12 protein-coding genes are annotated in these 20,908 nt (G+C 45.0%); all 12 read right to left on the bottom strand.

Annotation, left to right across the window (positions count from 1 at the left end):
* Nucleotide 1 precedes the first annotated feature (1 nt).
* The gene (locus tag BW980_RS12660; protein WP_076455615.1) at nt 2–2,128 is read right to left on the bottom strand and encodes a sulfatase-like hydrolase/transferase; all 2,127 of its coding nucleotides are present in this window, start codon (nt 2,126–2,128) and stop codon (nt 2–4) included.
* Between the two features lie 31 nt (nt 2,129–2,159).
* Nucleotides 2,160–4,052: a right-handed parallel beta-helix repeat-containing protein gene (locus BW980_RS12665; RefSeq protein ID WP_245800042.1), complete on the bottom strand. Its 1,893-nt coding sequence runs from the start codon at nt 4,050–4,052 to the stop codon at nt 2,160–2,162.
* The gene (locus tag BW980_RS12670; RefSeq protein ID WP_076455616.1) at nt 4,049–5,854 is read right to left on the bottom strand and encodes an alpha-1,3-galactosidase-related protein; all 1,806 of its coding nucleotides are present in this window, start codon (nt 5,852–5,854) and stop codon (nt 4,049–4,051) included. The genes BW980_RS12665 and BW980_RS12670 overlap by 4 nt, the downstream gene beginning before the upstream one ends.
* 25 nt (nt 5,855–5,879) lie before the next feature.
* The gene (locus BW980_RS12675) at nt 5,880–7,355 is read right to left on the bottom strand and encodes a sulfatase family protein (RefSeq protein ID WP_076456246.1); all 1,476 of its coding nucleotides are present in this window, start codon (nt 7,353–7,355) and stop codon (nt 5,880–5,882) included.
* Between the two features lie 179 nt (nt 7,356–7,534).
* On the bottom strand, nt 7,535–9,073 hold the full coding sequence (locus tag BW980_RS12680; RefSeq protein WP_076455617.1) for a RagB/SusD family nutrient uptake outer membrane protein: 1,539 nt from the start codon (nt 9,071–9,073) through the stop codon (nt 7,535–7,537).
* A 16-nt stretch (nt 9,074–9,089) separates the two neighbouring features.
* Entirely contained in the window at nt 9,090–12,209 is a 3,120-nt protein-coding gene (locus BW980_RS12685; RefSeq protein ID WP_083690477.1) for a SusC/RagA family TonB-linked outer membrane protein, read from the bottom strand.
* 590 nt (nt 12,210–12,799) lie between these two features.
* On the bottom strand, nt 12,800–14,314 hold the full coding sequence (locus BW980_RS12695; RefSeq protein ID WP_076456247.1) for a sulfatase family protein: 1,515 nt from the start codon (nt 14,312–14,314) through the stop codon (nt 12,800–12,802).
* Nucleotides 14,315–14,522: 208 nt separating this feature from the next.
* Nucleotides 14,523–15,443, bottom strand: coding sequence for a hydroxypyruvate isomerase family protein (locus BW980_RS12700; RefSeq protein ID WP_076455620.1), 921 nt, complete (start codon nt 15,441–15,443; stop codon nt 14,523–14,525).
* A gap of 50 nt (nt 15,444–15,493) precedes the next feature.
* Nucleotides 15,494–16,057 (bottom strand): gluconate 2-dehydrogenase subunit 3 family protein, encoded by a 564-nt coding sequence (locus BW980_RS12705; protein WP_076455621.1) that lies wholly within the window; start codon nt 16,055–16,057, stop codon nt 15,494–15,496.
* On the bottom strand, nt 16,057–17,769 hold the full coding sequence (locus BW980_RS12710; RefSeq protein WP_076455622.1) for a GMC oxidoreductase: 1,713 nt from the start codon (nt 17,767–17,769) through the stop codon (nt 16,057–16,059). The genes BW980_RS12705 and BW980_RS12710 overlap by 1 nt, the downstream gene beginning before the upstream one ends.
* A gap of 34 nt (nt 17,770–17,803) precedes the next feature.
* Nucleotides 17,804–19,306 carry an alpha-L-fucosidase gene (locus tag BW980_RS12715; protein ID WP_245800043.1) on the bottom strand — a complete coding sequence of 501 codons (1,503 nt, stop codon included), beginning with the start codon at nt 19,304–19,306 and terminating at the stop codon, nt 17,804–17,806.
* A gap of 16 nt (nt 19,307–19,322) precedes the next feature.
* Nucleotides 19,323–20,846 carry a sulfatase family protein gene (locus BW980_RS12720; RefSeq protein ID WP_076455623.1) on the bottom strand — a complete coding sequence of 508 codons (1,524 nt, stop codon included), beginning with the start codon at nt 20,844–20,846 and terminating at the stop codon, nt 19,323–19,325.
* Nucleotides 20,847–20,908: the final 62 nt, after the last annotated feature.

Here is a 20,908-nt window from a genome sequence, read left to right on the forward strand (position 1 = left end):
TTTAATTGATGGAGTAAAATGCCGACTCAGGGATTGGACTCATTTCTATAGTGGGCCCGCTCCACTGTAAGTCTAAAGTATGCTTTGTTCCTGTTTTCTTTTTGTAGTAGATTCGAATAGGATGGTAACCGGCTTCTAAATTCATGCTACCCTCTTTTAAGGTGCCTGCCCGGTAGCCGTAATCGGCATCGATTACACTCGCTTCGTGAATGCGTATAAAGGCTTTGCCGGAAGAAGTCAGGGAAAAGGTGTAATTGCCGTCCGTAGGTATTTTAATAAAGCCTTCAAATAGAAAGACCTCTCCTTTTTCTTCGATGTTTTGCAATGTAGGGGTCTGCGAAGTGCCGTTGGCTATGGGGCTTAGACCATCGACTTTAGGTAGCCAGGGTGCATTGTCTTTGAATGCGGACCACTTTAGCCCCTTGCTTACCTTTTGTACGGGAAGGGCGGAAACCATGGCCGGGTCATAAGGCCTTGCAGCGGCAGTATCGGGCATTCGCACTTGTAATGCGCGTTCTTTCATTCTTGCTTGTAGGGCCGTCATGTCGGGTTTGTCTGCTAGGTTTTCAGTTTGTTGGGTGTCTTTTGTGACATCGTAAAGTTCAAAGTCATCATCGGCACTTTGGATGTCGTACCGTAAACCGACGATATCGCCCATGCGCATCATTTGCATCTGTTTTCGTAGCCTTCCCCGGTTATTGGGGGCGAATTCTTCGTATTCAGGAGTCTTTCCGCCCTGGTTGTACTCTACATAGATAAGACTTTCCTCTTGTTCGCCCGTTCCGGTCAGGATGGGTAATAAGGAGACCCCATCGGTGTTGGCCGGTGGTGCATAGCCTGCGGCTTCCGTAAAGGTGGGAAGCCAGTCATAGGAAATACTTGGGGCGTCGATCACTTGGCCGGCAGGGATCTTGCCGGGCCACCGGGCTATTAACGGGGTGCGTTCGCCTCCTTCGAGCACATCTCTTTTTATTCCGTCGAAGGGGCCGAAACTGTTGAAAAAGTCGGCGGCATATTCTTCTTCGGGCAGATAGGACTCTATAGATGGGCCATTATCCGAATTGAAAATGACCAAGGTGTTTTCATCAATGTTTAGATCTTTCAAGAGTTGCAGTAGATCTCCCACTTCATTGTCGATTCTACGGGTGCTAGTCGCATAGCGTTTGTATACATCGGGCCAAGCGACTTCGGGGGTTTCCGGATCTTTATCGTGGTCATAGGTGGCATTGGCATAATCGGGGTGGATGTACGAATCGACCTGGCCTGATGCGGTGTTGATCATGTTCCCGGGTTGGCCGACCCATTGTAAACCTCCGTTCAAACCACCTCCTTTAGGGTAAGCTTGTGTAGGTAGTTCGAGGACGGCATGGGGCGTGTCGAAAGCCAAATACATGAAGAAGGGCTCTTGTTCCTTTTTGTTCTTTACTTGCTCGATGATCCATTTTTTGGCTACGGCCGTCCATAGATCGCCCGTATAGCATTTATCCAGTCCTTCGCTCACCTCCTTTTTGTTTTCGTAAACTTCTTTTTTACCGCGGTAAATGCCTTCAACGGGATAATGCTCATGGCCATCCCTATGGCGCATATAGCCGTAATAGTAGTCAAAGCCTCTATTGTTGGGATGTGCCGGCCACGAATCGCCATTTTCCGACCACCTGCTGGAGCCTTGGAGTCCCCATTTGCCTATAGCGGCGGTGGTATAGCCCGCCCGTTGCATAAGGTTGCCCAAAGTGTGGTTATCGGCCAGGGCCTTGTCAAATTGTCCGTTGCGGACATTGGCATGGCCTTGGCTGACCCCCAATAATAAGGAGGAACGCGAAGGGGCACATACCGGTGCCGCCGTATAATGATGGGTAAGCATGGCGCCTTCCGAGGCCATTTGGTCCAACTGGGGAGTCAAGGCCCAGGGTTCGCTACGGTCGTTTTCTTTTTGTCTCTGGTTCTGGAAAAACACACCGATATCTCCGTAGCCCAAATCATCGGTAAGAATGTAGATAATATTCGGTTTCTTTTTTGGTCCGGCCGTTTGGTCCGCTTTTTCTTGTTGCTTCTTTTCGGCACAAGAAGACAGACTTGTTGCAAAAATCAAGACCGATAGGAGTTGAACTGAAAGTTTTTGTAATAACATGCTTTGTTCTTAATTCTATGTAAGTGTTGTTTTATTTGAACTTCAACTTTGGCTGGCTGTCGTCTTTTTCCAAAACAGGCTTGGCCTTGGCCTTGTAATCGTTTTTCTTGAACACGATGTTTTTTGAGGCTTTTACCTTTATCGCCGGATTCTCGGGATGTAGCATAGGGAAGGTCCCCGAATTGGTGATTCTGTTCCCTTCGAACAATAATCCGTCTACATTTGAAATCTCAAGGATCAGATTGTCGAATTGGTTAAAGGTGTTGTTGGTGATCTCAATATTTTTAAAGGCAATGTTGTCATTGTCATCATCGGTCACGAAACGGATAACCCCTCTATTGAAACCGCTATGTTGGTTGTCTTGAAAGATATTGTTCCTGATGACCAAATTGGCGGCATTGCCCGACTCGAACCAATGGCTGCTCTCTACGGGTACTAAGATAGCCTCCATTTCCGTACTGAAAAAGTTATTTTCTATCAAAGTATTCTTGGGGTTGGAAATCAATAATCCACGTGCCCTGTTACGGCTAATGTTGCAATTTTGGACCAGTAGGTCGGGGTAGCCTTCCAAATTTTCGATAAGGTCGCCCACTTTAAGGTTAGCGGGAATCTTTTCATTGAAGGTAACGACCTGATACCGTCCATTGATGTTTTCAATGGCTTTCAGGGTCATGTGGTCATAGGCAAAAAAGGAATCGGACAGGCGAACTAGGCCTATGGTATCATTTGGGCTACCGATAGGAAAACCTTGTTGCTGTGCATGCCCCATTCTGACCCCAATGCTGTTTTCACTTAAGATATCCATTACTTCTTGATAGGTGCCGTGTACGTTCGTGGCATCGTCCAGCTGATTATTGAAGGTGCAGTTTTTTAGTACTACTTTACCGCGACATCCGACGAAATGGGTGGCATCTGCGGTGGTCGATACCATTCTTCCTTCCGAAGGCCTTACATGAAAGCCGTCTAGAATAAGGTCGGATGAATTTTCGGCGATCAAGCCCATGCCCCCGGCGTGCCGTACCGTTACATTGGTGGCGTGGAAACCGTCCGTGCCCGTTATTCGGAATGCCGGAGCCAAACGGTTAAGGCTTTGGTCTCCCTTGCAGACCAATATCATACCTATGGGCGGCAGTTTTTTTCTGTGGTTGTATATGCGTACCGTACCCGGCTTTATTTCTTCTACACGTAGGTTTTCCTCTTTCCCTCGTACCTTTTCAACTTTAGAACGTGGGTCAATTTTGTATTTGTACTGAATTCGGTCTAGGTTATGCTGCACCTTTGATTTACGGGAGGTTACAATGGGAGTGTAGGCTTCGGTATCAAAGGCAATGGCCTTTCGTTCCGGGTCGTAGAGAATGGACTGCCCCAAAGTGTGTTCATAGTATTCCTTAACAAAAATCAACTGCCCGTTCCTGATTTCGTACGGATATTTATCTGAAAAATGGATGTCAAAAGTGTTGTTTTTTTCGTCGTTAGCTACTATGGTGCCTTCGCTGTGAAAGGGCATGGCCCAATCAATGGTAACATTTTTAACGGTAATGTTTTTTGATCCTTCGATAAGAAAGGGAATCATTCTACCGTGATAAATAAATACGGAGCCTTGGCCATCGATGGTCAGGTTTTCAAAGCCAAGAAGGGGCATGGCCGTTTTGGCCATTACGTCGTCATGGTTGGAGATACGGGTAAAGCGTTCAAAAGCCTTGTCGGGATAAAAGTGATAGGTGCCCTTTTCAAATTTTATTTCGGAAATAGGATGGTCTTTTGCCTGGCGTATGCGGGCTAGAACGGCAGGGGTGGCATCATCGGCAATATCGCTTTTAAAAAGTACGTTTTCGTTGAGGGATGCCGATTGTGAAAATCCCATTATACCCACAAGACATAGGGTTAGGGTGATAAGGTTTTTATACGGTGATGTATTCTTCATTTTTTGATTTTAAAGCCTTTATTGTTTTTTGTTTGTAGGGTTTTGGTCGAGGTCTCATCGCTTTTGATGATGTTCTTGTTCGTGCCCGAATAGCTGTTCTTTATGATTTTAGTGGCCTTGCCGTTGGTAATTTCGAACATGGGGGCGTTCGGGTATAGCTCGGGGGCATCCTTGGTTTGAATAATGGTATTGCCCGAGACTTCCAGCCCGTCTGCCCGATCGGCCCATACGATACGGTTTCCGAAGGTCTGTATACGGTTGTTCACAAAGCGGATATTTTGGTCATAGCGGATATTTTGGTCAAAGCCCTTGCCTAGACGTGGGGTAATATAGAGAACGGCGTGCTCCATGCCACTATAGGCGCAATACTCAAAATTGTTATTTTGGATGAGTACGTCTCGTACCGCGCCGCTTTCGAACCAGAAAAAGGTTTCTCCACGAAAGAAAACGGAAGACATCATAGAAGAGAAATTGTTGTTTTCAATAACCGTTTTTAAAGGGGTCTTCAGTACAATATTTCGGGCCCTGTGGTCTTTGATGGTACAGCCGCGCATGGTGAAGGTAGGGTTCCATGTTTTGTTCTCGAGAATATCGCCCGCGGCCAATTCCGGGGGGAGTCCGTCGTTAAAGGTAAGGTCGGTATACTTGTCGTTTACTACCGATACCGAAGCCACGGTACGAACCGCACCTCTTTTGGGGTTCGGTTGATGTATAAACCAGATTTCATCATTGGGAGCGGCAAATTCAAAACCCATTTGCTCAAAATGTTGGAGTGCTACCCTTACCGTGCTTTTGTCAATGATCCGGTCGACGACCACATAGGTGCCATGTACGTTCGTACCATCGTCAAGCATGTGTTTAAAGGTACAGTTTTCTATAAGGATATCACCTTTGCAGTTGGCAAAATGGGTGGCATCGGCAATGGTTGAGACCATGCGGTCAGACCCTTCTCGTACATATACGCCGCAATTGTCGATTGTAATGTTTTCGGTTCGTTCGAACAAGAAGCCCATTCCAAGGGCATGGTGGACCTTTATGTTTTTTAGGAGAATGTTTTGTGATGAGGTCACCTGAAAGGCCGGGGCATATCGGTTATGGTCATGGTCTCCCTTTGAATGGAGGATGGAGCCTACAGAAGGGTATTGTTTTAAATGTTCGTAAAAACGAAGCACTCCATTGGGGCGTTTTTCAACCCAACGTGGTCTACTGCTCATGTCCCAAGCGCCATGGGCCACCCGTTTGTGTTCAGGGTCAAAGGCAAGGGTGCTTCCCATTTCGGGAAAGACGAAGTCGTCTATATCCGGAAAAAGGATCCGCCCCTTGTTCAGTTTCCATGAATAGCCCTTGGTAAAAGGTTTGATATCACGCCAGCCTTCCTTTTCGTTCACTGCAACTACTTCACCCTGAAAGGTAAAAGGGATATCCCAGTCTATGCTGAGGTCGTTTATCGTGACTTTCTTGCAGTTTTTAAACTGAAAAGGGGCCACTTGGCCGTGGAAGATAAATTCGGAACCCTTGGCTTCGATCGTTATCGAATCAAAATCCTCCAACAGAAAAATAATATTTTTTAATCCATTGCCGTGATTGGTGATGTACGAATATCGTTGGGTAGCATAATCGGGTAAAAAAGTATAAACTCCTGTCTCAAAAACCAAGGTCAGATTTTTATCGGTCGCATTCTCTAGGGCTTTGCGTACCAAGGGGGTCATATCTTCCGCTTCAGGTTTTAAGTGAATGGTCTGTTGTGCCGAAAGATGGAACAGCCCAAAAAGGAACAGGGCGAACAGGGACAGTTTTTTCATAGGTTTAATTTGATATGTCTTGAGCTTATAGGTTAACGCCGGTGCCTTGTAGGGAGTTGTCGTGGTCCCATGTTATGAGCCAAGGGTCTTTGGTCTCTTTTTGGAAAGCTTTCATTTTGGCTTTTAAGCCCTCTAGAACGTCTTTGTAGTTTTCATCATTCGCCAAATTATGGCTTTCACCGGGGTCTTTTGACAGGTCGAACAATTCAAATTCAGGCCTGAAGAGGTAGTCTTTGACCTTGCGTTTTCCAAAGTATTCTTTTTCGCTTCGGTATACTTCCTGCCAAGTAGATGCGGCCCAAAGATCCGAGGCAAAAGGATATTCTTGACGCCATGCGATATTGCGGATAAGTTTGAAGTTCTTGTCCCTGACCACCCGCATGGGGTAGTACATGGTAATCTCGTGGAAAGTGTGGGAAGCGTATATTTCATTCCATCCCTTGGGGTTTTCCTTGCCGAGTATTTTTTTGAACGATTTGCCATGGAAGGCGTTTGAGTCGTAATCGACACCGGCCATATCCAGAATGGTAGGCGTAAGGTCCGTCCAAGAAATAAGGGCATTGTTGACGGAACCTCCTTTGAGGTTTGCAAGCGGGTCTTTGATGATACAGGGCAGCTTGATACCAGGTTCGTAAACGGTCGTTTTAGCGCCGGGAAAGGCCATGCCGTTGTCCGAAATGTAGATGACCACGGTGTTTTTGTCCTTACCGCTCGCTTTCAGCATGTTCATAAGCTTTCCGAAACCTTGGTCGATTCTCGAGATACTTTGATAGTATTGGGCGATTTCCTCACGGCTTTCTTTGCTGTCAGGGAGAAAGTCAGGTACAATTACATCTTTTGGGTCGTAGGTAACGGTTTCGACACCTTTATAGCCTTCCTTTTTATTGCCAAAGCTGTTGGGAAGGTTCCAAGGTTCCGACTCAAAGGGGGCGCCACGGTGCGGATCATCGGTACAGAAATAGAGAAAGAAAGGTTTGTCGGAATTAATGACGTCCTTGCATTTCCCGGCCATTTCTACCGTATTCCGTGGGTTGGCCTCCAAGACTTTTTGAAAGTGGTAAACCGATTCGGGGGCCACGTGGTATTTTCCTATTCGAGCCGTTTCGTAACCTGCTTTTTCTAGTAAGACGGGCAATGATTTTACATTGTCATAGCTGCTAAAGTGATGGTAGTCGTGTACATGTCCGTACGAACCGGTAGCGTGGCCGTACAGACCGGTGAGTATGACCGATCGGCTGGCGGCACAACTTGCACTGGTGCAATAGGCATTGTTAAAGCGTACGCCTTCGGCGGCCAGTTGGTCGAGGTTGGGGGTTTTGATGACTTTGTTCCCGTAGGCGCCAATGGCATCCAAACCGTGGTCATCGGCAACAAAGAGTATGATATTGGGCGATGTGTTTTTCGCGTCTTGTTTAGCAAGGTCTTTTGTTTTGTCTTTGGTGGTACAGCCAACAAATAGTAAAAGAAAGATAAGGGCAGGTGTGAAAAGTTTTGTGGTCATGATATGTCTTTGATTTTGAAACATAAGGCATTGCCGTACAAAGTAGATATATATTCTTGATTTCTATGTATGCAAGGGTTTATGAAATGTATTTGGGAGTACAAATGTGGTTATAGAGAAAAAGTCATTCCCGATGAAAGGAATGACTTTTTAGACTAAATAGGGTAAAGGCTAAGACCTTAGTTCAGGTTAGGGTTTAGTGTAGTTTCGGTAGCGGGAATAGGGGTAAACCATAGGTTTTTATCGGCGGGATCTCCGATTAAGGGAACCTCCCTTGCATCACGCGAGGCATTTGCTTCCGCAACTTTTTCTAAACGGACCAAGTCTAACCAACGGTTGCCGCTAATTTCCCCTAAGAATTCATAGGCCCTTTCGTTAACGATCGCATCGATCATCAACTGGGGAGTTGAAAGTTCGGCAAGGGTATAGTCGATGGCCGGGTCGGGAGTCATCCAAAATCCGGGTTCCAAAGCGGCTACTTCGGCTTGTTTGGTCGCTCCTTTGGCATAGGCCCTTCTCTTGACCCTGTTCAAGTCTTCCAAGGCCGTAGCTAGGTCTCCTGTATTTGCGGCGGCTTCGGCATGCATCAATAAAACTTCCGCATACCGCATGGCAATCCGGTCATTAGAAGTTTGCCATGTATTTTCAAAAACGTGGTCTATTGGATCCGTTGAATTAGGAGCTTTGGTACCCCAAGTAAATTTAGTGACGACAGGGTTCTTAAATTCTTCAAAGTACGGATTACCTGTAGTTGCGGTAGAGAATTCTTTTCTATATCCATCAGGGAAATTATTGAAGTAGGTCCACTCCATGTACAGATCCATCCAGTTGGCCCATCTAAAGCCATAAACCCTATTTTGGGTAATTATTGGCCAAGATTCGTTAGACATTATGTGTGCATAAATTACTTCTTTATTAATTTGATGTGGGTCTTGGAAGTTATAGGCGAAGTCATCGGTCAAAGAATAAACTCCATCGGCAATGATTTCACCAGTAAGTTGTTTTACTTGCTCCCATTTATCCGCTTCATTGTAGGGATAGCCGGTCAACTGCATATATGTTTTTGCCAAGAAGGCCTTGGCCGCAGTTTTTGAAACCCTACCATTAGAGGCTAAAGGGTTGGAGTCTCTCTCGTTAACGGCCCATTTAATGGCGAACTCAAAATCTTTGATGGCTTGGGCCATAACCTCTCTCTTGGGAGTTAATGGAATTTCGAGGTCTGGAATTGGGTCTAGTGGCATAGGCACATCACCAAAACTTGTTGCAAGTCTAAAATAGCACAGGCCTCTAACAAAATAGGCGTTGGCATGGGCTGCGTTTATTACGGATTCTTCTACGTCTTCCGGATGGGCATCTGCGATATAACTGTTACAGGCAAGAATGGCTTGATAGTTGCCATTGTAATCATTGGTAGCCCATGAGTTACCTGCAGTTCTTGCAAATTGGTCAGATTCAAGAACGACCCATTTGTTGCTGCCCAATCTTGAGGTTAGGTCATCCGCTCCCGTGAAATGGGCATAATTATCTAAGCCCCAGGTGTTTCTGCGTAGGGTGCCGTAGATGCCTATTATACCGGCATCTAATGTGTTTTCGTCCGAATAGAACGTGGATGAGGCAACTACCCCGTCCGATCCTTCGTCTAACTTTTCACAACTTCCAAATCCTAGAAGGATAATGAAGGCAAAGAGTACTGTATATATATTATAAATTCGTTTCATTTTCTTTGTTTTTTGATTAAAAACTTACTTTGAGTCCGAGGGAAATAGTTCTTGTTAATGGGTATGAAAAGGCATCGACACCTGATTGGGAGTCACTGGATAGTGCCGTACTCGAACCTTCAGGGTCTAGACCGGAGTAATTGGTGATAGTCAGAATATTGTCTGAACTAGCGTATAGCCTGATACTGCTGAGCCCTAGGGCATCGGTTGTGCTATCGGGTATGTTGTACCCAAGGGTCATGTTACTGATCTTGAAGAAGGAGCCTTTTTCGATATACTGGCTTACGACATAGGTAAGGGAGTAGTCGGTTCCATATGGCATCACCTGTTGGGTAGATGAGGTGTTGGTCGGGGACCATCTATTTCTGTAATCTGTTGAAAGAATACCATAGTTCAATCTGTTGTCCGTCCAATTATAGATGTCATTACCTACGGTTCCAATACATTGAATGGACAGGTCGAGGCCTTTGTAGGCGATGCTTGTACCAAGTCCATACGTGAAATCGGGAGAAGCGTTACCGATAATTTGTCGGTCTTCGGCCGATATGGCTCCATCGTTGTCTATGTCCTCATAGCGCACTTCACCTGGCCTAGAGCTATATGAATCGGCTTCTGCAGCTTCGTCTTCTTGCCAAATACCTATGGCCTTCAATCCGTAGAACGAGCCCATAGATTCACCTTTTCTGACAATGAATTTATTATTGCCCCCAACTAAGCTCCATATGCCTATGGGCTCTTCGTTGGCGATAAAAATTTCTTCTACGGGTTCACCTCCCGATTGGCCCAGGTTCTGAACAATGTTTTTGTTTTTTGAGAAATTGGCGTATGCACTCCATTGAAAATCATCTTTGCTCATGATATTCCAATTTAGCCCCACTTCAATACCATTGTTGTCTATATCGGCAAAATTGTCGGTAATGGAGGATTGACCGGTATATCGGGGTATGGATTTTGCGATAATGACATCCGTAGCCTTTTTTGAATACACGTCTATAGTACCCGTTAACCTGTTGTCTAAAATACCGAAATCGATACCTGCGTTATAGGAAGTGGTGGTTTCCCATTTTAAATCTTTATCGGTAATGGAGCCGGGCACGACCCCTTGAACGGATTCCCCATTGTCTAATTGGTACCAACCATAATTACGGCCGTCTCCACTATCGGAAGCTGCAAATGTTTGTTGAATGGTTCCATAACCGACCGCTTGGTTCCCCACGGAACCGAAACCTAACCTAAATTTCAGGTTGCTTACGAAGTCGGAGGTTTTTAGGAAATTTTCTTCGGAAGCCCTCCATGCAAAAGCAGCTGAGGGAAAATAACCCCATCTGTTGTCGGCGTTAAATCGAGACGATCCATCTGCACGCATAGAAGCTGTGAGTAGATAACGGTCCTTAAAACTATAATTAAGACGACCCATATACGAACGGAGTTTACCTGTACCATAGCCTGAATTAAGTGAGGAGGGAGAGCCATTGGCCAAAAGGTGCCATTCGTTGGCTAAGGTGGAAAGATTGCCGACGGTGGCCGTATTGTTTCGGTTTATCGATTTTGAAAACTCATATACGCCCGATATCTTCAGGTTGTGATCGCCAAAGTTGTTTTCATAGGTAAGAATACTGTTGGCCAACCAGCTATTGTTTCTTCTGTAGGCTTGCTGGGCGGTAACGTTATCTCTGCTTATATTGATAAAGTCCGGTAGGGTTCGTTGGCCATGATAGTTCATAGAGAGGCTTCCGGCGGCACTTAGCGATAAGGTCAAATGGTTGGCCACATCGATGTTAAGGTCAATGTTGGAAGTGATCTTGTCATTGAGGGTTTCTTGGTTTTGCCTCACCTGCATTTCTGGGTTTACAAGTCTTCCCACAAGAAAAGCCCCGTTATAGCTGTTATAGGTGCTTCCATCTATAAAATCTCCATTTGCATCGCGCGACTCCCACATTTGAGGAAATATTACGGCGTTTCCGATAGGATTACCGGTACCACCGGTACCTCTGCCATTGGCCTGTGATTCTATGTGGGTTCCATAGGTGTTAAATTTAAACTGGATGCGTTCCCCAATGTTTCCTGAAATATTGGAACGGATGGAAGTTCTTCTATAAAATGAATTTTTTATAACACCTTCATCGTTTAAATGGTTGGCGGAGAAAAAGTATTTTAAATTTTCAGAGCCGCCCGTAAGGTTCAAGGAATAGTTTTGTTTATATCCCTGACGGGTAATTAGGTCGACCCAGTCGGTTCCGCCTTTAGACCTAAAACCTGCAATGTCCGCAGCTGAAAAGTAAGGGGATTTGTTGAGTGAAGCTTGCTGCTCGTTCATAAGTTCGGCCATTTCGTCGATGGGTAAGATTTCGTATTGGTTGACCATAGAACTCATACCGATGTTAGTGTCAAAGGTAACATTTAGCGGACCTTCCCTTGGTGCAACGGTCGTTATCAAGACCACGCCATTGGCACCTCTTGATCCATACACGGCTGTTGCGGATGCATCTTTTAGAAAGTTGATCGTAGCGATGTCGTTGGGGTTAATGGTTGAAATATCTGCCCCTATAAAACCATCGATTACATATAAAGGTTCGTTGCCATAGTTTATGGAACTTCCCCCTCTGATACGTATTTTCATTTTTTGTCCCGGGGCTCCAGTGGTTTGTTGAATATTTACTCCACTGATTTTCCCCTGTAGACCTGCCCCGATTTTGGTAATGGGCGCCTTGAGTAGATCTTTGGCGGAAATAGAACCTACCGATCCGGTAAGGTCGCTTTTCTTTTGTGTACCATAACCTACTACCACTACCTCATCTAGCCCTGCAGCGTTTTCTTGCATTACTATTTTCAGGGTTTTTTGGCCTTGTGTGGCGATTTGTTGTGTTGAGAACCCTATATATGATACCGTTAATACGGCATTGGGGCTTTTAACGGTTATGGAAAAATTTCCGTCAAAATCGGCAGTTACACCGTTTGAGGTTCCTTGTTCCAAGATGTTGGCCCCGGGTAAGGGTAAACCGGTTTGGTCTACCACCGTACCACTAACGGTAGTGTCTTGGGCATAAATAGTTGATGTTATAAGAAATAACATCAAGAATGATACGCTTATCCTAAGCGTATGTTTCCAATTAATAAATAGTTGATCTCGCTTCATAAGTGAACTTTTAAGTTGATTTTAAAATGTTAAAATAAAGATGGATGGTTGGTTTGGTTTTTATTTTGTTTCAGAAATATCGTGATTTTATCGAATGAAAAATCTTTAGACTACGTGTTAAATATTCAATAAAAAAGTTAAATATATGTGAAACTTAGTAAAAATATTACTAAAAAAAGAGGTTTTGTCTTTTAGAGTATATTTTTTGTATCTCTCAGTAAATCAAATATTTTAGAGAGGGGGTATTCCCGTTTTTTTGAGGGGGGAAATCGGTCGGTCGCAGATTCTGTATTGGGCCAAACACTTTAATATGTACGCTTTATACGTACAAAAGAATAATGGGGTCGATTGCAATAATGAAGAAGAAAATGGAATAAAAACCCAAAGTTGAATCGGAACCGGTTAAGGGTAAACGAAAAAGAAGCTGCCGTGGCAGCCTTTTTTTAAGCGGGAATATTTTAAGATAGACTTGTCCTATATTTTTATAGGAATTGGTAATCATACGCTTCCATACAAAATGCATTTGAAATTACTTTGATCCATATCGTATTGCCTCTTTCAAGGGCAATTGAACGATTAGGAAGTTTTATCTAGCGTTTTACCGAATACCCTTGGTCTTTATAGGTTTTTAAAATCGTGGCCATTTCCTGGATTACATCGGGGTGCGCCTCAAAAATATTATTTCTTTGTTCAGCATCTTCTTCCATATTGAATAATAGGGCAGGTGTATCAAAATCTTTGTAACCTCTCAACTTTTTAAAAGAATCGGGCATTTTTGAATGTTCGCCAGAAGGTTTGTTAATGTATAGCCACTTCCCTTTTCGCAAACCCCAAATACCGTTGTATGTATTGTGTACAGTTGCTTCCCGCAATGGAGTGCTATATTTTTTGCCTTTTAGAAGGTCTAGTAAATTATAACTATCCGGTGCCGCATTTTTAGGAATTGTAGCGTTTGTAATTTCTGCCAGAGTAGCCATAATATCTACTTGTGAAATGACTTCCTTTGAAACGGTTCCAGCTTTGACCTGTTCTGGCCATTTAACGATGAAAGGCACGTGATGACCACCTTCCCAGACGTCACGTTTTAGGCCTCTAAAATCTCCCATACTATAGTGCTCGTATTTTTCGGCACGCTCAAAAGCGTATTTTTCCGGACCGTTATCCGCAGTGAAAATAACGATGGTATTTTTTTCAAGGCCTTTGTCTTTTAAGGCTTTCATGACCTGACCGGCCACCCAATCGGTTTGAAACATATAATCGCCATAGGGGCCTGCTTTTGATTTGCCGATAAATTCTTCGTTCGGAATTATCGGGGCATGGGGGGAAGGAAGGGCCAAGTAAAGAAAGAACGGCTTGCCCGCCTTCTGCTGATTAATGTAGGCGACCGTTTTTTTGGTAAGTGTTGGAAGTACCTCGTATGGGTTCCAGCCTTTAACTTTGGGGCCCGGCCTAAATTCCCATTCGCCTTCGTTGACATCAAAGCCTACGTTATGTACATCCATTACTTCCTTTGGAAGTTCAACGAATTTATCGTTTTCAATCCATGCGTATGGGGGGAAGTTAATGGTTCCATCTCCAAAATAATAGTCGAAACCTTGATCTAGAGGCCCACCGGAAAGCGGTTCGCTCCAGTCGATATCTTCGGGTTTGTAGAACTTACGCATTTTGTTCCATTGAAAAACCTCGCCCGTAGCTTCGTTCTTGAATTTCCAGTTCCAACCCAAATGCCATTTTCCGATAGCAGCGGTTTTGTAGCCGTTGTTTTTCAGGAGTTCAGGAAGTGTGACATCCGACTCATTAAAAAATGGAGGGCCAAAAGAATTTACGATATCATGCTGTCTTCGCCAGTGATAGGTTCCTGTAAGTAACGCATATCTACTGGGGGAGCAAATTCCCGAAGAACTGTGTGCATCGGTAAAGCGCATGCCTTCAGAGGCCAGTTGGTTTAGGTTGGGAGTAGGTATTTTAGAATCCTTGTTCTGGCACTGTAAATCTCCATAGCCCATGTCATCGGCATAAATAATAACGATATTGGGTTTTTGGGCAGCTAAGGGAGAATTTGTAAGGCCCCATAGGGCAAGTATTAATAGGGGCAATCTTTTCATAGGGTCGGTCTTAAAAATAATGTTTAAAGTACTACAAATATTGGAAGTAGCATAAAAGCCGGAAGACAAATGGGTTTTCCGGCTTTTTCAAATGAACTCAACAATTAAAACAAAAATAAAATTGTGAATGCTTTACCAAGTGTAAGCTGTTTCTTGACAAAATTTACCCTACCCCAAATACTGGAGATAGGGGCAATGTTCTATAAGTTTAACGCGCAAAACTATCTACGTTTTTATACGCATTTATAACAGCTTGCTCTCCCTCTTTTCCGGGTCTTGAGTTTCCGTGTTCCATTCCTAAAATGCCATTGTAGTTTTTTTCGTGAATGAACTTCAAGATATTCCAGTAATTGATTTCTCCTGTCGTAGGTTCATTTCGGCCTGGGTTGTCGCCCATTTGTATATAGGCGATTTCGTCCCAACAGGCTTCCATATTCGGAAGGAGGTTTCCTTCCTGTATTTGTTGGTGATAGATGTCGAATAAAATTTTACACGAAGGGGAGTCTACGGCCTTGCAGATGTCATAGGCCTGTGGCGAATCGGTCAGGAAGGCTCCCGGATGATTGAAAAAGTTAAGGGGCTCGAGCACCATGGTGAGACCGTGGGGTTCAAAAATTGCCGAGGCCTGCTTTAGGGTCTCTACTACATGGGCCTGCTGATAGCCTTTCTTTATTTTAGGGGCGAGGTTGCCGGGAACGACGGTCATCCATTTCGCATTGACCCGTTTGGCCACTTCCACCGATTCTTTACAGTGCGCTAAAAATGCCTTTCTTTTTTCCGGGTCACCGGAAGCTACATGGCCTTCCTTTAAAAAGACGGCTACAAAAACGCCCATCTCAATACCCCTTTTTTGCATGGTTTGCGCCATTTTTTCCTGTAAGGCGACATCACGGGTGCGCATTTTATTGTCTTCAAAGGCGGTAAAACCTTGGTCGGCCATAAAATTCAATTGGTCTATGGGGTCTTTGCCCGCATGGTGTTCGAACATGCCCAAATGAGGGGCATATTTCAGCTTGAATTTATTGGAGGCTTTTAGATGTGTTGGGGTGGAGGCATAAGATAGCCCGGAACCCATGGTAATCGCCCCTGTGGACAATGCTGCTTTTTGTATAAAATTACGTCTCTTCATTTTGGTTTGCTTGCTATGGTGTGGGTCGGTGGTATAAGGTGTATTTTGGTTTAAATAGACCAGGCTTTTCCTGCCGTCAATTCTTCTAGGTCGCCGCAGGCAATATATTGTCCGGGAATGGAATCATAGGCCAGTACTTCCTCGCCTACGTACTCCGTACATTTATAGCCCCAAATGGTCAGCTCCCTTATCTTTTTGGCAAAGGGTACGTCCTTGGCTTTTTTGTCGGTAAGGGCCTTCTTCATTTCAGGGGCCAGATCAATGGCGGTAAGGTCGCCTATCTTCTCTTTTTTAGAACTTTTCAAGGCGTAGAGGGCCAATTGGTTCAGGGTGGCCTTAAATTGTTCTTGCTGCTTGGGAGGCATAACCTCCTTGGCGAAATGGTCTAAAAATATATGGACGTTTACTTCAGAGGCCGAAAGGGTGTCCGTTTTGGGAAGTATACTATCGACCAAGCCAATTAGTATGGTGCCTTGGTCTTGGTTTAAGAATTTAGGGACCCAAATGGTTTCCTTTTTGTCGTTACAACTCTGTAAAACGCTCATGAATGTCGGTGCGGCCAATACGTAACCCATTGACATTCCTATCTGCATCAATGCTTTTCTCCTATCCATTATATATTTCCTTTTTTGAGTTCTTGTGCTGCGTGATTGGCGGCCCTTGCCGAGAAGGCCATATAGGTCAATGAAGGGTTGACACAACTTGATGAGGCCATAAAGGCACCATCGGTTACGTATACGTTCGGTACTGCGTGTATTTGGTTATGGCCGTTGAGCACGGAGGTTTTGGGGTCCCTTCCCATGCGTGCCGTTCCCATTTCGTGAATACCATGTCCCATGTTATAGGCGCTGTTATGGGTGTTGATATCGCGAAAACCGGCTTTTTTTAGCATTTCGGCGGCCTGAACCACTATGTCTTCACGCATTTTTAATTCGTTGTCCCTTATTTCAGCATTGAAGGTCACGGTCGGAAGTCCCCATCCATCCAGATTGTCATAGTCTAGGGTCATGCGGTTGTCTTGGTACGGAAGTATTTCCCCAAAACCACCTACGCCCATGGTCCATCCCCCTGGTTTTAAGATGGCTTCTTTCAATTCTTGGCCCATGGTAAGTTCTGCTACGGCATCTTTCCAGTTTTTACGGCTTGCGCTACCTTGATACCCAAAACCGCGCAGATAGTTCGTGCTTTTCGATTTGGCATCGATGTTCTTGAAACGGGGAATGTATACGCCGCCAGGTCTTCGTCCTTTGTAATATTTGTCCTCAAAGCCATCGAATTTGCCATTGGCTCCTGCTCCTAGGTGGTGATCCATGATATTTCGGCCTACTTGGTCCGAATCGTTGCCCATTCCGTTCGGAAAACGGTCCGATTTCGATTGTAGAAGAATAGAGGCCGATGCAATGGCCGATGCGCACAAGAAAATGACCTTGGCATTAAATACCAACTCTTCTTTGGTCAAGCGATCGATGACCTTGACTCCGGTCGCTTTTTTTGTGTCGGGGTCGTATATCACTTCGGTGACGATGGAGTTGGGCCTTAGGGTCAGGTTTCCGGTGCGTTCCGCGGCCGGTAGGGTAGAAGAGTTACTGCTAAAATATCCACCGAAAGGGCATCCTCTGGAACAACGGTTCCTGAACTGGCATTTGGTACGCCCTTCAAATTCCTTGTCGCCCGTAATATGTGCGATCCGACCTGAGGTAACCACCCTTCCGTCTAGGTTTTCATAAACTTGGTCCCTAAAGTGCTGTTCCACGCAGTTCAATTCCATCATCGGTAAAAATTGACCGTCGGGCAGTTGTCTCAGTCCCATTTTTTCACCCGATACACCAATGTAGCTTTCTACCTTATCGTACCAAGGGGCGATGTCTTTATAGCGAACGGGCCAATCGACCCCATGGCCGTCAATTTTATTTGCTTCAAAGTCGATTTCGCTCCAGCGGTAACTATGGCGCCCCCATGTTATGGATCTTCCCCCCACGTGGTAGCCCCGCATCCAGTTGAAGGGTTTGGTTTCGTTATACGGGTGTTCAAGGTCGTTTACGAACCATTTGTACGAGTCTGCACTTCTGCCTTTGTTGGTTCGGCTTTGTTTGGGGCGCTTTGCCTTTTCGGCAATAGAAAGCTCGCCGCCAAATTCAAAGTCCCAATCGTCCATATGGGCCGTAGTGTAGTCTTTTATGTGTTCCACCATTCTGCCCCTTTCGAGCATTAAGGTCTTTAGTCCGTTTTCGCACAATTCCTTAGCGGCCCAGCCTCCGCTGATACCGGTGCCTACAACAATGGCATCATAGGAACTTTGTTCTTCGTTAAAATAAAATTTGCTCATTTGCTATGTTTTGAAAAAGAGGTTTTGATTCGTTTTATTCTAAGCCGATACGAAAAACGTAGGCCGCCTCGCAAGGCTTTTGGCCATCAACGGAAATGGATAGACCTTTAGGCGTCTGCTTCCATTTAATCTTGTTTTTGCCGCTTATGAATTTTACCGATTTAATTCGTTTTGATGTATTGGGATTGTTCTTTGCTAGGGATTTGATCATGAAGGAGCCATCTTTCGGCCAGCCCAAGGCGGTGGCATATAAGGTTTTTCCTTTGGTGGTAAAGCGAAAGTCCTCCGGTCCGGATTCCTTGTTGTTCTTTTCGGAGTGATGTCCCGTTTCGACCTTAGTTGGGCCTTCGCCAAAGATGGTCCACGGTCGGGTGTCGTAAATTGCTTCGCCATTAAGACTTAACCATTCGCCCATTTCGTTCAATATTTTTTGTGCCTCATAGGGAATGGTACCATCTGCCTTCGGGCCTATGTTCAACAACAAACATCCGTTTTTGCTTACGATGTCTATCAATTCGTCAAGGAGGTAGTTTGAAGTCTTGTATTCTTCATTGGTGACATAGCCCCAAGAAATCTTTCCTATGGAGGTATCGGTCTGCCACGGATATTTGAAGATCCCGTCCATACGGCCGCGTTCAATATCTAATACAATAAGGTCTTCGGGGAAGGATTTGTTTCTCATGTTCTTGTTTTGAAAAACAACGCCCTTGTTCCATTCTTCGCCCTTGTTATAGTAATAGGCAAGTATTTTTTTATGCACGACCTCAAAACCGGGTTTGTCCAATCCGAAATCGAACCAGAGCAAATCGGGCTCATAATTGTCAATGATATCGGTGGTACGGTTCCACCACAGGTTCAGGAATTTTTTAGTGGGTAGGGTGTCATTGCCTATAGGCTCTCCATATAGGTCGTAAAATTCCGGATTATTGGTGTCCCAGGTCGGGTCGTCCTTACGGTAATAGACCCTGTGGCGAGCAAAGTGGGAAGATACCCCGAACTTCATTCCCTTGGCCTTGACCGCATCCGACAACATACGCATAACGTCTTTTTTCGGGCCTGTATCCTTAACGTTCCAGCGCGTGTGCTTAGAAGCGTACATGGCGTAGCCGTCATGGTGTTCGGCAACAGGTACTACATAGCGTGCCCCTGCATTTTTAAATAGGGTGGCCCATTCCTCTGCGTCAAATTTCTCCGCTTTAAAATCGGGTATAAAGTCTTTATAGCCGAATTTCGAGGGGTCGCCATAATGGGCCCTATGGTAGGTGTAAGGTTTTTTGCCGCCTTTTGACCATTTTTCGTCATAAATACCTCTAGGGTATTTTTCACTGCTATAAGCGGGTACGGCGTAAGGGCCCCAATGTAAAAATATACCGAATTTGGCATCCCTGAACCATTCGGGAATCACATATCCGGCGCGTATCGATTCCCATTCGGGCTGGAATTTTTTCGGTTTAAGTTGGGCGTGTAGTGCGGTCATCCCCATGAACATAAAAAGGGTCATGGCTACTTGGCTTACAAATTTGTTTTTTGTTGTCATTCTGAATGTTTTGGCTTTATTTCTTTTTCTTCTTTTTGATAATGCCAATTTCAGGACGAGGTATATTTTCCGATGCCCCTCTCATAACGTAAGGCTCCCATTTTTTGCGGGCCTTTTGCCATTCTTGAAGTGTTTTCGTAGGATACCATGCAGGCCAGCCTATACGGTTAAAATCGTAGTTCGTTTGATTTTTGGCTACCCATTCGTCCACTGTTGAAAATGGATTTTTATCAGGAAAAACGCCAATGGCCCTGAACTCTTCGCTAACACCTTGGTCTTTGATGACATTTGTGCGCCAGTTCCGTAGTTCGGCCAACAGCTCTTTTTTCACGGAGCCATATTCGGGATTATCGGCTACATTGACTACCTCAAATGTGTCTTTTTGTAGATCATATAACTCGATTTCAGGTTTTACGGGAGCAAAGAAGGCGGCCTGCTCGGGCGTAAGTTCGCCTTTTAGGTACATGATGCTCATTTCGGCCAATACGGGGTAGGCGTTTTCCTTGTACTGGTTGTACTGTAAGTATGGTCTTTCAGGCATCAAATTGAGAATGAGCTTGTAGTCTTTTGATCGTATGGAACGCATGGCATCATGGGTTTCGTCCATTTTATCACGGGCGGCAAAAAGGTATTTTCGTTTTTTGATGGCTTCCCCCAGAAGGTTTTTTCCGTGTAAGGGAACCTGTGGGGTAACATGGGCCGCATCGAGTATGGTGGCATCAATATCCAAAGACATGACCAGGTCGTCATTTACTTGCCCAGGTTCTACTTGGCCCGGCCAACGCATAATCATGGGGATACGGGTTCCGCCATCGTATAAAAATTGTTTACCTCGTATGTGACAACGGCCATGATCGCCTATAAAAAATACAATGGTATTATCGGCCAATCCCTCGTCTTCAAGTCGTTTTAACAAAGCACCTACTTCCCGGTCTACCAATTGCATTTGTTCAAGGCCATTGGCCCAATCACGTCGAACAAAGGGCGTGTCGGCATAATAGGGAGGGAGTTCAACCTTTTTAATGTCGATAGGTCTTTCGGGATCGCGCTTCCAAGATCTGTGGGTGCCCCCAAAAGTGATTCTCGCAAAGAAGGGTTGTCCCGGTTGGCGGTCTGCCCAATCATTGGTATTCATAAAGAGCTCTTCCTTGGTGTCGGGCAAAAAGTTCATGTCGGTTTTCCAACTCATTAGCGTGGTGAAATATCCGGCTTCTTCCAAGAGTTTAGGAATGGGCTTTATACCATGGGGTAGGGGTTGTTTGTTATGCTCACGATGTTGGTTGGCTCCAATGTAATTTTGATGAAAACCGGTCATCATTGCCGAGCGTGAGGTCGAACAAACGGGAGAGGTCGTAAAGGCCTTGTTGTAGCGAATGCCCTCGGCCGCCAATTGGTCAACGTTAGGGGTGTAAATGCCTTTTGTGCCATAACAGGAAAGATCAGGACTCCAATCCTCGATGGTAATCCATAAGATATTGGGGCGGGTGTCGTTCGTTTCCTTTTGGGCCTTTTTTGGCGTCTCTCCGCAGGAGGCGAACATAAGAAGGCAAAAAGATAAAATGGGGAACACAGTTTTTTTAAAGGAAGGAATCATTAGCGCAT

It is taken from the genome of Zobellia uliginosa (assembly GCF_900156625.1).
In the GTDB taxonomy this organism is placed as follows: Bacteria; Bacteroidota; Bacteroidia; order Flavobacteriales; family Flavobacteriaceae; genus Zobellia; species Zobellia uliginosa.

Bases quoted from the DNA above. Each gene is read 5' to 3' on its own strand.
- BW980_RS12660 (WP_076455615.1), bottom strand. From the start codon at position 2,128: ATGTTATTACAAAAACTTTCAGTTCAACTCCTATCGGTCTTGATTTTT.
- BW980_RS12665 (WP_245800042.1), bottom strand. From the start codon at position 4,052: ATGAAGAATACATCACCGTATAAAAACCTTATCACCCTAACCCTATGT.
- BW980_RS12670 (WP_076455616.1), bottom strand. From the start codon at position 5,854: ATGAAAAAACTGTCCCTGTTCGCCCTGTTCCTTTTTGGGCTGTTCCAT.
- BW980_RS12675 (WP_076456246.1), bottom strand. From the start codon at position 7,355: ATGACCACAAAACTTTTCACACCTGCCCTTATCTTTCTTTTACTATTT.
- BW980_RS12680 (WP_076455617.1), bottom strand. From the start codon at position 9,073: ATGAAACGAATTTATAATATATATACAGTACTCTTTGCCTTCATTATC.
- BW980_RS12685 (WP_083690477.1), bottom strand. From the start codon at position 12,209: ATGAAGCGAGATCAACTATTTATTAATTGGAAACATACGCTTAGGATA.
- BW980_RS12695 (WP_076456247.1), bottom strand. From the start codon at position 14,314: ATGAAAAGATTGCCCCTATTAATACTTGCCCTATGGGGCCTTACAAAT.
- BW980_RS12700 (WP_076455620.1), bottom strand. From the start codon at position 15,443: ATGAAGAGACGTAATTTTATACAAAAAGCAGCATTGTCCACAGGGGCG.
- BW980_RS12705 (WP_076455621.1), bottom strand. From the start codon at position 16,057: ATGGATAGGAGAAAAGCATTGATGCAGATAGGAATGTCAATGGGTTAC.
- BW980_RS12710 (WP_076455622.1), bottom strand. From the start codon at position 17,769: ATGAGCAAATTTTATTTTAACGAAGAACAAAGTTCCTATGATGCCATT.
- BW980_RS12715 (WP_245800043.1), bottom strand. From the start codon at position 19,306: ATGACAACAAAAAACAAATTTGTAAGCCAAGTAGCCATGACCCTTTTT.
- BW980_RS12720 (WP_076455623.1), bottom strand. From the start codon at position 20,846: ATGTTCGCCTCCTGCGGAGAGACGCCAAAAAAGGCCCAAAAGGAAACG.